General features: G+C 42.9%; 14 protein-coding genes and 1 other annotated feature. Of the genes, 4 read left to right on the top strand and 10 right to left on the bottom strand.

All coding sequences use genetic code 11. The annotated features are described in order from the left end of the window. Window positions 1-12: 12 nt before the first annotated feature. The gene (locus tag P401_RS0109205; protein WP_029342205.1) at window positions 13-735 is read left to right on the top strand and encodes an SDR family NAD(P)-dependent oxidoreductase; all 723 of its coding nucleotides are present in this window, start codon (window positions 13-15) and stop codon (window positions 733-735) included. A 62-nt stretch (window positions 736-797) separates the two neighbouring features. On the opposite strand, the gene mecA is transcribed toward P401_RS0109205, so the two are convergent. From mecA to P401_RS18675, 3 genes are all read right to left on the bottom strand, one after another. Further along, window positions 798-1,424 carry an adaptor protein MecA gene (gene mecA, locus P401_RS0109200; protein WP_029342204.1) on the bottom strand — a complete coding sequence of 209 codons (627 nt, stop codon included), beginning with the start codon at window positions 1,422-1,424 and terminating at the stop codon, window positions 798-800. A 171-nt stretch (window positions 1,425-1,595) separates the two neighbouring features. Then, window positions 1,596-1,994: a transcriptional regulator SpxA gene (gene spxA / locus P401_RS0109195; protein WP_012370920.1), complete on the bottom strand. Its 399-nt coding sequence runs from the start codon at window positions 1,992-1,994 to the stop codon at window positions 1,596-1,598. Between the two features lie 172 nt (window positions 1,995-2,166). Next, window positions 2,167-2,304 carry a hypothetical protein gene (locus P401_RS18675; protein ID WP_023468890.1) on the bottom strand — a complete coding sequence of 46 codons (138 nt, stop codon included), beginning with the start codon at window positions 2,302-2,304 and terminating at the stop codon, window positions 2,167-2,169. A 223-nt stretch (window positions 2,305-2,527) separates the two neighbouring features. Between P401_RS18675 and P401_RS0109185 the strand changes: the two genes are divergently transcribed. Continuing rightward, on the top strand, window positions 2,528-3,061 hold the full coding sequence (locus P401_RS0109185; RefSeq protein ID WP_029342203.1) for an HD domain-containing protein: 534 nt from the start codon (window positions 2,528-2,530) through the stop codon (window positions 3,059-3,061). A 46-nt stretch (window positions 3,062-3,107) separates the two neighbouring features. Here P401_RS0109185 and P401_RS0109180 read toward each other — a convergent pair whose 3' ends face one another. From P401_RS0109180 to P401_RS0109160, 5 genes are all read right to left on the bottom strand, one after another. Further along, window positions 3,108-4,061, bottom strand: a complete 954-nt coding sequence (locus P401_RS0109180; protein WP_029342202.1) for an ABC transporter ATP-binding protein — start codon at window positions 4,059-4,061, stop codon at window positions 3,108-3,110. Further along, entirely contained in the window at window positions 4,061-5,134 is a 1,074-nt protein-coding gene (locus P401_RS0109175) for an ABC transporter ATP-binding protein (RefSeq protein WP_029342201.1), read from the bottom strand. The genes P401_RS0109180 and P401_RS0109175 overlap by 1 nt, the downstream gene beginning before the upstream one ends. 27 nt (window positions 5,135-5,161) lie before the next feature. Continuing rightward, complete coding sequence (gene opp3C, locus P401_RS0109170; RefSeq protein WP_029342200.1) at window positions 5,162-6,193, bottom strand: oligopeptide ABC transporter permease; 1,032 nt, start codon at window positions 6,191-6,193, stop codon at window positions 5,162-5,164. After that, window positions 6,193-7,119: an oligopeptide ABC transporter permease gene (gene opp3b, locus P401_RS0109165; RefSeq protein ID WP_029342199.1), complete on the bottom strand. Its 927-nt coding sequence runs from the start codon at window positions 7,117-7,119 to the stop codon at window positions 6,193-6,195. Before opp3b ends, opp3C begins: the two co-directional genes overlap by 1 nt. 334 nt (window positions 7,120-7,453) lie before the next feature. Continuing rightward, on the bottom strand, window positions 7,454-9,067 hold the full coding sequence (locus P401_RS0109160) for a peptide ABC transporter substrate-binding protein (protein WP_029342198.1): 1,614 nt from the start codon (window positions 9,065-9,067) through the stop codon (window positions 7,454-7,456). Window positions 9,068-9,338: 271 nt separating this feature from the next. On the opposite strand from P401_RS0109160, the gene P401_RS0109155 reads away from it, so the two are divergent. Together P401_RS0109155 and trpS are read left to right on the top strand one after the other, a co-directional pair. After that, window positions 9,339-9,719, top strand: coding sequence for a DUF3899 domain-containing protein (locus P401_RS0109155; RefSeq protein ID WP_029342197.1), 381 nt, complete (start codon window positions 9,339-9,341; stop codon window positions 9,717-9,719). Window positions 9,720-9,775: 56 nt separating this feature from the next. Then, window positions 9,776-9,981: a binding site (T-box leader), on the top strand. 51 nt (window positions 9,982-10,032) lie between these two features. Beyond that, window positions 10,033-11,034, top strand: coding sequence for a tryptophan--tRNA ligase (trpS, locus tag P401_RS0109150; protein ID WP_029342196.1), 1,002 nt, complete (start codon window positions 10,033-10,035; stop codon window positions 11,032-11,034). Window positions 11,035-11,144: 110 nt separating this feature from the next. Here trpS and P401_RS0109145 read toward each other — a convergent pair. Together P401_RS0109145 and P401_RS0109135 are read right to left on the bottom strand one after the other, a co-directional pair. Continuing rightward, a protein-coding gene (locus tag P401_RS0109145) for an IS3 family transposase (RefSeq protein ID WP_152548188.1) occupies window positions 11,145-12,307 on the bottom strand; the annotation gives its coding sequence in 2 pieces (ribosomal slippage) (window positions 11,145-12,031 and window positions 12,031-12,307; 1,164 coding nt in all). 131 nt (window positions 12,308-12,438) lie between these two features. Next, window positions 12,439-13,314 (bottom strand): DegV family protein, encoded by an 876-nt coding sequence (locus P401_RS0109135; RefSeq protein WP_023468873.1) that lies wholly within the window; start codon window positions 13,312-13,314, stop codon window positions 12,439-12,441. Window positions 13,315-13,328 lie beyond the last annotated feature (14 nt).

Genomic DNA, 13,328 nt, shown 5'->3' with positions numbered 1-13,328 from the left:
GGAAGCGTTTAAATGGGTACGTATATCATTACTGGTGCAACAAGTGGAATTGGTGAGGCAACTTCCCTTCAACTCATTCGGGAGGGACATACCGTCCTTGCGATTGGTCGCAATGAAGAAAAGGGATCCTCGCTTGAATCAAACGGAGAAGGACGTTTATATTTCTTCCCTGTCGACTTAGCTGATTCCTCTGCAATCGATGCGTTCTTTGAAGAAACACAAGAAGATTTCCCAGAAATCGATGGTATTTTCAACAATGCAGGTACTTTCGGGAAACCCGTTGCACCTGAACGTGTCTCCGATCAACAAAAAGAAGTGTTCCAAGTGAACTATCACGCGCCCGAACGAATCATCCAGCTTGCGACGAAACGCTTCTCAAAGGGTGCTTCTATCGTCAATAATAGTGCCATCGTAGGTCACGTTAAGTTTCCAGCAATGCTACTGCCTTATGCATCGTCTAAAAGTGCTTTACTGACGCTAACAAAGACATACGCTGCCCGATTCCATGGTAAGTACCGATTTAATGCTATTTGCCCGGGACCAGTCGATACAGCGCTCAGTCATGCGTTATATGGCGGGAAAGATAAATTTGATCTCGCAATGAAACGTCACCTTCGAGGTAAACCTGCACAACCTTCTGAAATCGCTGAGGTCGTTTGTTTCTTACTATCAAACAAAGCGAGTTACATCAACGGTCAAGCGCTCATCGTAGATGGAGGCTACACCCTCACTTAATACCAGAACAAAAGGAGGTATCACGATATGTGATCCTCCTTTTCCTCGCACTTTTTCTGACCTTAGTTCGGAAAATATTTCCGAATGAACGGAAAGACATCTGAAGCAATGATCTGTTTCCCATATTCAGCGACAGGATGTATCGTTTGTTCGCTGAACTGGAGATACTCTGCGATTAAACTCATGACGTTTTCTTGCGCTTCTACGTTCACATCATCTTCGAAATGAACATGCAGTAAATAAAGTCCATCTTTTTGATAAAGCGCTGTTTCAAGTTCTGCGAATACAGGAGCGTTCGCATATTGACTGAGCGCGATGATATGTTCGAAATCGCGAGTTTCAAATAAAACATCTTGGCTTAACTCTGTATCTTTATCTTCTGTCTCAGACATCGCTGATCGTAAAAGTGAATCGAGTTCGTCTTCATCGACTTGCTCACCATCAACTGCATTTTTCGCGATCGTTACAGTGACTTCAAGACCTTTTTCAAATGCTTGCACTTGTATCCACAGTGGACCTTCGAAGGAGATGGACTCTTTTTCATTCGCTTCGTCCATCATCTGCCAGAATAACTGTTCTCCCCGTTCCCGGTTATACCAAATCTCATCTCGGGCAAAACCACGGCGTTCGATGTCGGTGTACGTGATGAAGAACTTGACCGTATTGTCATTGACGCGTTCGATTTTCAAACTGTCCACTCCTTTCTTCTCGTTCCTTATCTAGAATACGAACGAGGACATGACTTGGATTCATAGTTTTGAATCCGAAGGATATATTTCTATTCCTTTGTTATCTTTATTTTAACCTTTTTTATCGGTAACAAAAAGCACACTGCTCACGAAGCAGCGTGCTTTTCAAAATTACTCGTTTACAAGACGCTGTGCTTCCAAAAGTTGGAACGTACGCACCTTGCGCGGTAAGAATCGACGGATTTCATCCTCGTTGTATCCAACTTGAAGGCGTTTTTCATCAATCAAGATTGGACGACGCAATAATCCCGGATATTCTTGAATCAAATCGTATAGGTGCTGCAACGATAAGTTTTCAACGGAAACATCGAGTTTCGAGAAGACTTTTGAACGTGTTGAGATAATCTCGTCCGTTCCATCTTCCGTCATACGAAGAATCTGTTTGATTTCATCGAGCGATAATGGTTCTGAAAAAATATTACGTTCAACGAACGGGATTTCATGTTCTTCAAGCCACGCGCGTGCTTTCCGACAAGAAGTACAACTTGGTGAAGTATAGAGTGTTACCATTGAAAAACATCCTCCCCCTGATTTAACATCATTCGATATCTATGTGAATAAGCAAATATTGATGATGGTTCTATTACTTGACAGTTTACATCTAATAAAGCAGAAAACCTAGCTTTTTTATAAAGATGAAAGAACTTTTCGTAAAAAAGCTTGTTAAAGCCACCACGTGGCTTTAACAAGCTGGCGTGTGATCAAATGGCTGAGAAATCGTCTCTTTTGCTTTAGGAAGTTTCATTTCTTTCAGTTTTTTCTCTAAAATATCCCGCAAAAGGCGCTTCTTCAGCTTTTTCTTCTTGTCACGTTCTTTCATATTCCGACACCCCAATCGGCCCGAAACAGAACTAACAACCTACGAAAGCGAAATAATCATCTTCTACATTAGTAAGTATACCACGTATCTCAAAAATCTATTCCTACTTTAAGCAATTAAATATGTGAGATTGTCGATTGAGAAATGAAAAACAGTTGCAATTTCTTTCAATTTTCTGTAGAGTGTATAGAAATATCAACGCTCAGAAAGGAGTTTTTCATTCATGGCATTAACACTCGTCACGATTCTCGATCATCCGATCGCTCAAAAATATTTATCTCGTTCTGGCTTGAATCATGCGATTTCAGTCGCGGAGCGCGCGCTAACACTTGCTACGAAACGCGGCTTAGATGCTGACACTGCTACGAAGGCAGCACTCTTACATGATATCGGTCATTACGAATGGTATACCGATGGCACTTGGAACTATGATTTATATCGCCAAAATGATATTCATGCCATTAAAGGAGCTGAACGTGCTCACAAACTTCTAATTCGCCTTGGTGAAGAACCAGCACGCGCAAAAGAAATTGCTCTCGCCGTTCTGTTGCATACGGATTCTTATCTTCCACCAGGTGCGATCAATCGAACACCTCTTCAACAACTTGTCCATGATGCGGATACGCTGGAAGAACAGCCGGGCGGACTCCATCATTACGAAAAAATTGACTTTGAAGAAGCCATGCGTCGTCTTGATGCAATCGATGCAGTCGTCCATCGATTTGCTCATCTACCGCGTATCGCATCAGAAAATTAAAAGGCATTTCCACGATCAACGTGGAAATGCCTTTTTGCTTTAACGATTATACGAGTTGCGCTTGATACGCTTCAAGTTCTGCATCCGTCATCGAAACGAAGTGACCTGGCTCGATTTCACGAAGTGGTGGAATGCTCGAATCTTCATCCGATTTACCGACCGGTCCACTCGTCGGACGATCGAAGATGATCCGTTTACGTGTCCGCTCGTGCTCTGGATCCGGAAGCGGAATCGCAGACAAAAGTGACTTCGTATACGCATGAACTGGATTCTCATACAGACGATCCGCATCACACAATTCAACGAGGTGACCCTGATACATAACACCGATCCGGTCTGAGATATACTTGACCATCGATAAATCATGGGCGATGAACAAGTATGTCAAACTGCGATCACGTTGCAGTTTTTTCATCAAGTTGACGACTTGGGCTTGAATCGATACGTCGAGTGCTGAAATCGGCTCATCCGCAATGATGAAGTCCGGCTCTACAGCAAGTGCGCGTGCGATACCAATCCGTTGACGCTGACCACCTGAGAACTCGTGCGGGTAACGACTCGCATGTTCTTTCGTCAAACCAACCGTCTCAAGCAAATCATACACACGGTTATTGCGCTCTTCTTTTGAGTTTGCTAAACCGTGAATATCGATTCCTTCAGCGATGATATCGCCAACCGTCATCCGTGGATTTAACGATGCATACGGATCTTGGAAGATCATTTGCATTGCACGGTTGAATTTCAATTTGTCTTTACGTGACTTCTTACCATGAACGTTTTCACCTTTGAAGATGACTTCGCCGTCTGTCGCTTCGTATAAACCAATAATCGAGCGACCAGTCGTAGACTTACCACAGCCTGACTCTCCAACGAGACCAAGTACTTCGCCTTCGTAGATATCAAATGAAAGTCCATCAACCGCTTTGACGACGCGTCCACGTCCAATATTGAAATGTTGCTTCAAGTTTTTTACTTCAAGTAATTTATTACGGTTTTCCATTATTTCAGACCGCCTTTCAGAAGCGATTTTGAGAACACGCTGTCCGGACGGTATTTTAACGCCAAGTCACGGATTGCAGCGGGTGGTTCGACATATGGAGCTTGTGGATGTAGCAACCACGTCGCCGCTTCATGTGTATCTGAGATTTTGAAGAAAGGTGGTTCTTTCTCGAAATCAATCTTCATCGCGTATTTGTTACGCGGTGCAAACGCATCACCGACTGGTGGATGCATCAAGTTCGGTGGAGTTCCTGGAATCGCAGGAAGATCTTGTGAACGGTCATCCGATGGACGTGGCATTGAACCTAGTAGTCCCCAAGTATATGGATGACGCGGCTCATAGAAGATCTCATCTACTGTACCTTTTTCAATCAATTTACCAGCATACATGACGGCTACACGGTCAGCCATGTTCGCTACGACACCTAAGTCGTGCGTAATAAAGATGATTGCTGTACCCGTTTTTTGCTGAATGTCTTTCAATAACTCAAGGATCTGAGCTTGAATCGTAACATCGAGTGCAGTCGTCGGCTCATCGGCAATCAACACTTTCGGATTACATGCAAGTGCGATTGCGATGACGATCCGTTGACGCATCCCACCCGATAATTGGTGCGGATATTGTTTCAGACGCGCTTCTGGATTCGGAATTCCTACGAGTGTCAAAAGTTCGAGTGTACGCTTTTTCGCTGCGTCGCCTGTTAAGCCTTGGTGACGTTTTAATCCTTCAGCGATTTGTTTATAAATCGTCATTGTCGGGTTAAGTGATGTCATCGGGTCTTGGAAAATCATTGCGATATCACGACCGCGGACTTTTTGCATTTCTTTATCCGAAAGCTTAACGAGGTCACGACCTTCAAATAAGATTTCACCTTGTGTGATTTCACCTGGTGGGTTTGGAATCAAACGCATGATTGCTTTTGAAGTAACCGATTTACCAGAACCAGACTCACCAACGATTGCGAGTGTCTCGCCTTTTTTCAAATCAAACGATACACCGCGGACGGCTTGTACCGTCCCGGCATACGTATGGAAAGCGACATTCAGGTCGCGAACAGATAAAATAGTTTCCATTGTGAATGAGCTCCTCTCTAGTTTCCGTTAGCGTCGTAAACGTGGGTCGAACGCATCACGCAGTCCATCTGCCAACATATTGAAGCTGACCATGAGGAGTACGATGACCGTCGATGGGACAACGAGCAAGAATGGGAACGTTTTGAGTTCTTTGTACCCTTCGTTGATCAATGTACCGAGTGACGGTTGTGGTGGTGCAAGTCCTAAACCGATGAAGCTTAAGAACGCTTCGAAGAAGATCGCACTTGGAATCGTGAACATAAGTGAGATGATGATCGTTCCCAAGGTATTTGGAATCAAGTGTTTAAAGATCAATCGTGCGCTAGAAGCACCAAGTGTCCGTGCTGCAAGAACGAATTCTTGGTTCTTTAGTTTCAGGATTTGACCACGAACAAGTCGGCTCATCCCAATCCAGCCGGTAATCGTCATCGCAAGGATGATCGTCGTGATCCCTGGTTCAAGAATCAAGATGAACAAGATGATCAAGATTAAGTTTGGTACACCTGTTAAAATTTCAGCAATCCGTTGCATGATGTTATCGACACGCCCACCGTAGTAAGCAGAAATCCCGCCGTATGTGACACCAACGAGAACGTCGATGAGTGCTGCCATCAAACCGATGAATAGCGAAATCTTCGTTCCTTCCCAAACACGTGACCAAAGATCACGACCAAGGTGGTCCGTTCCGAACCAGAAGTTCTCCGTCACCTGTTTTTGTTTATAAAAATCAATCGGCGTATCACCAAGTGTCGCCATACCGTCAAAACCAGCCCACTCTAAACCAGTAACTTTAGGTGGAAGTTTAGCTTGCGTGATTGTTTGGGTATAAGGGTCGTTACCAGACAACGCAGGTCCGACCAATGACATGATCGCGATGATGATGATGACAGCAAGTGAGAGAATCGCAGCTTTGTTCTTGCGTAGACGCATCCAAGCATCTTGCCAAAAGTTTAAGCTTTTACCAGCAAGGCGTTCCCCTGCTTGTTCATTGAACTCAACGTGTTGGAACAGCGATGAATCAAACTGTTCTGCTTTTGCATTTGAATTTTGTTCAGCCATTATTTGTTACCCCCCAAACGGATCCGTGGATCAACGACACCGTACAGCAAATCGACGATCAAAATCATGAGAATGAAGACTGCTGAGAAGAACAACGTCGTACCCATGATGACTGTGTAGTCATTTTGTGTGATTGATGATACGAAGAGTTCACCAAGACCAGGTACAGAGAAAATCCGCTCAATGACGAGTGTTCCTGTAATCAATGCAGCTGTCATTGGTCCAAGAATCGTGATCGCCGGAATCAAGGCGTTCCGAACCATGTGTTTCCAAGTAATCGACTGACCATCTAGGCCTTTTGCTTTAGCTAACGTGACATAATCCTGGTTCGTAACTTCTAGCATCTCTGTCCGGACGAATCGAGCAATTGAGGCTGTGACCCCAAGTGATAACGATATGGTCGGCAAGATGGTATGCGCCGGGCTTTCCCAGAACGCGACTGGCAAAACGCCCCATTTCACGCCAACGTAGTATTGAAGGAGTGAGGCGAATACGAATGACGGTACCGAGATTCCGATAACCGATACGAACATCGCACCGTAATCGATCACTGTGTTGTGGCGAAGCGCTGCGACAACACCTAAGACGAGTCCTAATAATACTCCGAGTACTAGTGCTTGAACTCCTAATTGAGCCGATGGTCCAATTCGTTCAGAAATCAAATCCGTTACCGGACGGCTATCATATTTGAATGAAATACCGAGATCTCCTTGGAACAAGTTGACCATATACGCTGCATAGCGTTGTGGCAGTGGATCATTCAAGTTGTACTTATCCCGAAGGATATTCAACTGTTCAGGAGAAAGTTTCTCCTGGTTTTGGAACGGTGAACCTGGTAGCAGATCCATCAGGAAGAAAGTGAACGAAGCGATGAGTAAAAACGTCAGTACGCCGTAAACCAGGCGTTGAGCTAAATAACGGCCCATAAGATGGCACCCCCTATAAAGATTTTCTGTTTTTTTCGAAACATCAATAAAATCAGTATGACCCACAATTGTCGGAACATTCAAGAATTTTGTCATAAAAATTTAAAAATTCTTTTTTTATTGTGCTTTGATTTGATGTTCGCTTGGATGTTTTTCTAATTTCATCCAATAGTCAGAATTTTTCGTTTGATTCCATTATACTTTGCTAACAAAGTAATTAGAACTACTTTTTTACGAAACTTTCACATTTTCGCTAAAAATGAGTTTCCATTCATAAAAAGTAGTATAAAACAGGAGCGTACCCGAACTGATCAGGGGACGCTCCCATTCTCGATTACTTAATATCAACGTATTTGTATTGGAAATCTGCTCCGAATACTTGACGGTTGAAATCTTTGACCGTCGGACGGCTCAAGTATGCAGAACCAGCTTGATAGATTGGCGCGATTGCTTGATCTTTCTCAATCAATTGTGCTTCCGCTTGTTTGAAGAGATCGAGACGTTTGGTTAAATCAGACTCTTCATTCGCTGCGTTCAACAATTTATCATAGGCTGCAGACTTATATTTGACGTCGTTTTGGCTATTTGTTGATTCGAAGATTGACAGGTTAGACATTGGATCTTGATAATCTGGACCCCAAAGTGAGTAAGAAAGTTGGTAGTCGCCTTTTGATTCAAGGTCGAGTTTGTTCTTGAACGGTTGTTGTTTGATTGAAACAGTAACGTTCGGAAGATTTTTCTCGATTTGACCTTTCATGTACTCACTGATCTTCTTCGCATCCTCATTGTCGAATGAAAGAAGTTCAATCGTCGTCTTTTTATCGCCGTTTGCTTTTTTCCAAAGATCTGCTGCTTCTTTTCCATCACGATCGAACCAGTTGATGTCACTTGTGTAGTCTTTACCAGACGCATCTTTGATGAATTCTTTTGGAATGAAGCTTGTTGTTGGAATCGAACCGTTCGCAAGAAGCGTATCCGTAATTCCTTTTGGATCGATTGCACGAGCGATCGCTTTACGTGCATCGACATTTTTCATCGTTGCATCTTCGTTATTGAATTTCAAATAAGCGATCGAAGAACGAAGCGCTGTTTTGAATTCAGGTTTCGATTTGTACGCTTCAACTTGTTCTGAAGTCAGACCTGCGTAATCGATATCGTTTGAATCATAAAGATTTACTACTGTTGAGTTATCTTTAACGACACTGATCGTAACTTCGTCGAGTTTGACAGCATCTTTATCCCAGTAGTTATCGTTTTTCTTCAGAACACGTTTTGAATCCGTTTTCCAAGATTCCCAAACGAAAGGACCGTTATAAAGTAATTTATCTGGTTTAAGCGAGAAGTCTTTTTCATTCTTTTTGTAGAAGTCTTCACTGATCGGTGTGTACGTACCGAATGATGTCAGTGAAAGGAAATACGGAGCTGGACGCTCAAGTTTTACTTCTAACGTTTTGTCGTCAAGTGCTTTAACACCGAGCTCGTCGACAGCTTTTTTACCTTGTGTGACATCAGCGCCGTTTTTTAACGTGTCAAAGATGTACGAGTAACTAGATGCTGTTTTCGGATCAGCAGCACGTTTCCAAGCAAATTCGAAATCTTGTGCTTTGACGGGTGAACCGTCTGACCATTTCGAGTCACGAAGTGTGAACGTATACGTCAAGTTGTCACTTGAGATATCTGTTTTTTCTGCAAGTGCTGGAATCGCTTTTCCGTCTTTATCGAGACGGTAAAGACCTTCCATCGTATTTCCGATCATGTTGAAAGCGACAGAATCCGTAGCTTTCGCTGGATCGACTGTCGTGATGTCAGAAGTGTCCGTTAAACGTAGATTTTTCTTTCCGTCTGTTGAACCTGAATCACTGTCTCCGCCACCTGTCGAACATCCAGCAAGCACTGCGCTTCCTGCAAGCATGACTGATAATGCGAGACCGACTGTTTTTTTCTTCATCGGTAAGTCATCTCCTTTTCAATTTCCAAGTTGCCATAATGCCTATGACATCAATAACGTCCCGTCGAAACTGCAATGTATTCCCCAAAATGCATTGACCTAGTTTCAAAAACTTAAACGAAGTGATAAATTGATTTTATGTGAGAATAGCATTAACGTCAAGTAAATAGTCACACTATTTGCTATTTTGCATCATTCGTTTGTTACCGATTCGTAACAGGATTAAAAATTTCGTATACTAAGATTATCAATGCATTTAAGGGGGATTTTCATGCGCTCGACCTATTTCCGACCGGTCATCATTGCGGTCATTCTAGTCTTACTTTATACGATATGGGCGACTATCACCGATTCGACGCACGGTATTTTGTACCATCTATCTGGTGGATTGTTCATTGGAGGCTTTTTGCTTATGGCAATCGGATTCTTTTCCAACATGTCGGCTAACGGTTTCTTCCGTGGCATGACAGCTGGATTTAAAAAACAACGAGAAGCGAAGCTTCGAGAGATTGATGGCGATTACTACGAAGATGATGACGAAGAGGAAGAAGTCCTCCGTAAAAAGCAAAACCGGGCTTCTGCCCGAACGAAACCCTATGTTTCTAGTGGTATTATCTTCATCATCGTATCGCTGATCATCTCTTACTTTTAATCGAAATCACCGTGACGTGCCTTCTATCGTATGGTAAACTTAAGTGAATTAAACAAGAAAACACGACGACAAAGAGTAGTAACTTAGGTACATCCCTTTCAGAGAGTCCATGGTGCTGGAAATGGACAGGTGATGCCTACGTGAATGGACTTTCGAGTGGCTGATTCGAATCAAGTAGAGTCAGATGGGTGTGCCCATTACAGCAAATTGAGCGGCTATGTAAATAGCAACTTGGGTGGCAACGCGATGAATCGTCCCTTGATTTTCAAGGGGCGTTTTTTATTTTGATTTTATTATTTGGAGGGATTTCATTATGAAAACGATTTTCTCAGGTATCAAACCAACGGGAACAGTAACACTTGGAAATTACTTAGGTGCCATGAAACACTTCGTTAACTTACAGGATGGTCATGATGCATATTATTGTGTCGTCGATTTGCACTCCATCACGGTCGACATTGATCGTGTCGAATTGATGAATAATACACGTGCACTCGCAGCTCTTTATATCGCAAGTGGTCTGAATCCAGAAAAATCAACAATCTTCGTTCAATCAGAAGTTAAAGCGCATGCGCAACTCGGCTGGATGTTGACGTGTCTTTCTGGAATGGGTGAACTAGAGCGTATGACACAGTATAAAGATAAATCGCAAGGGAAAGACCGAATCGGTGCTGGATTGTTTGTCTATCCGACACTCATGGCAGCTGATATCCTACTCTATGATGCGGAACTCGTTCCGGTCGGCGATGACCAAAAACAACATATTGAGTTAACGCGCGACTTGGCTCAACGTTTTAATAGTCGTTACTATGAAACGTTCACATTACCAGAACCAATCATCGCTGAATCAGGAGCTCGAATCATGAGCCTGACGACACCAGACAAAAAGATGTCAAAATCTGATCAGAATCCGAAAGGCTTCATCTCGATGCTTGACGCACCAGATGTCATTCGTAAAAAAGTAAAATCAGCCGTCACGGACTCCGAAGGAATCGTCAAATTCGATCGGGAAAATAAACCAGGTGTGTCGAATTTGCTTGAAATCTACTCCCTACTCGCTGGCATCTCGATTCCAGATCTCGAAACCAAATACGAAGGTTCGAACTACGGAACATTTAAAGCAGATGTCGCGGAAGCAATCATTTCAGAACTCGAACCGATTCAACAACGCTACTATGAGTTGATTGATTCAGAAGAACTCGATCAGATTCTCGACGCTGGGCGTGACCGTGCTGAAGCCGTTGCTGCTAAAAAGCTCGCGAAAATCGAGAAGGCAATGGGCTTACAACGGAAGCGTGCTAAAGTAAAAAAATAAGTTCTACGCAAAAGAGATCGGAATGCTCCGGTCTTTTTTGATATTTCCAAACAAAAAAACTGCTTCCGTAGACTGACCTAGCAATATGAGACACATATAAAACACCTTGATTAGGCTGCCTGTACACCGTATTTTTTCGGTGTCAGGTAGCCTAATTTTTCTTGGATTCGTTCTTCGTTATAGTAATTTAAGTAATTAGTAACGCGTTCAGAGACCTCATGGTCTCTTAGTGAATTAAATTTGACGTACTGGAATTCCTCGGACTTTAAATTAGAGTGGAACGATTCGATAACTGCGTTGTCCCAACAGTTTCCTCTACGAGACATACTGCTTGTTAGGTGATTCCTTTTAACGAATTCTTGAAAGGCGTATGACGTATAGACACTTCCTTGGTCCGAATGAAGGATGACCCCTTCGGGATAGTTTCGATTCTCAAGCGCTATCTTCAACGTATCAATCACAAGAGACGTTTGTTGATGCTCGTATAACTTGTATGCGACGATTTCGTTATTAAAAAGATCCATAATGGTGGAAAGATATTTCGTCGTGCTGCCGTATTGGATATAGGTGATATCCGTCACCCACTTTTGATTCGGTTTACTTGCTGTGAAATCGCGCTTGATGAGATCCGGTGCCGTTATGATGCGCTCACCTTGAGATTTCCATCTTCGCTTCGGCTTGATCCGACATTGGAGATGGTGTTTTTGCATGATTTTCTGTACGGTATTCCGATTGGCTTTTAACTGATAGATTTGCTGTAATAATGCCTTTATTTTTCGATGTCCATTCCGATACTTCGTCTGTTTACTTAGTTCAATGACGGTTTTTTCGAGCACCGAAGGTGCTTTCACAGATTCCTTAATCCAACGGTAATAGCTTGCTCTTGGTACATTCAAAGCGCTAAGAATGGCGGTGATTGTATACTTTCTCCGAAGAAACTCTACAATTTTTATGACTACTTCTTTCTCAACTCTCTTTCGATTTCCATGTACTTTTTTAAGATCTCATTTTCCATCTTCAGATGTGACATTTGTCGTTCTCTCTTGTCATCCTCACTCGCAGAATCTGGACCATGTCCATAGGTATATTGTTTACCGATTGGCTGATCAAATCGATAATGTTTGTTAGAGCGATACCATCTCATCCATGTTTTGATTTGAGATTCATTTTTGATTCCGTACTTCTCCATGATTTCTCTCGTCGTTAACTTACCACTCAACTTATCTTTGACTACTGCCCATTTTACTTCACTTGAATATACGTTTTTGCCCATGCAAAAACACCTCCGATGTTAGTACTTTTTAAAAGTGTACCACTCCGAAGGTGTTTTATATTGTCTCAAAATTTTAGGTTAGCCCACGGTCTGTTTGAGACCGTCCGGTATTTATCGTTTCGTGCAAGATATCAAGTTGTCGGTAAAGGAATCTCATCGAACCAGTATACACCGACCGTCTCAGCGCCAGCATGTGCCAAGATGGAAGGACCAAATTGGGTAATGCGTACTTGAAGCTCCGGATGTTCTGTAGAAATCAAACGCCGTAATTCTTCTGCAGCGGCATGAGCGAGCGTATGACTGACATAAAGCGTCCGATCATATACACCATGAGCGCTGACTTTTGATGAAATTTCACTAACCATTTCTTTAAAAGCTTTTTTGATGGAACGAACTTTTTTAAATGGAACAAGCCGTCCTTCCTCATTAAATTGAGCGATTGGTTTAATATTGAGCATGTTTGCTAATAAAAATTGACTTCCTGAGACACGTCCGCTACGTCGCATCGTCTCCATATTTCCGATAATCAGATAAAAATGCGATTTGTGCTTGAATGTCTCAAGCGTAGACATGACTTCATCTGGACCTTTACCAGCAGCAACGAGTCGTTGTGCGATCCGGACAAGTTCTTGCTGATTCGCAGCACCTGTATACGAATCAATCGCGTATAAGGGGAAACCGACGGCTTCAGCTGCAGCGACGGAACTCGAATATGTGCCGCTCAGTCCACTCGTGATATGAATCGCATACCCATAATCATAGCCATCTTCAAGTAATTGTTCATACAAGGTTACGAAGTCACCGAATGATGGTTGAGAAGTCGTCGGTGAAACGTGGGAATCTTCTCGCATTTTTTGATCAAGTTGTTCAATCGAGATATCGACGTACTCCCGGTAAGACTCTCCGTTTAAGATGAGTAAAGTCGGTATCACATGGACTCCGATTTTTTCAGCCTCTCCTGGCTCAAAAAAAGCCATGCTGTCGGTAATCCAAGCAATCTTATCCATGTATATGACGCCTC

The organism is Exiguobacterium acetylicum DSM 20416 (assembly GCF_000702605.1).
GTDB classification, from domain to species: Bacteria; Bacillota; Bacilli; order Exiguobacteriales; family Exiguobacteriaceae; genus Exiguobacterium_A; species Exiguobacterium_A acetylicum.
Note: the sequence above shows the minus strand (reverse complement) of the source record. Positions and strands in the feature narration are given on the sequence as shown.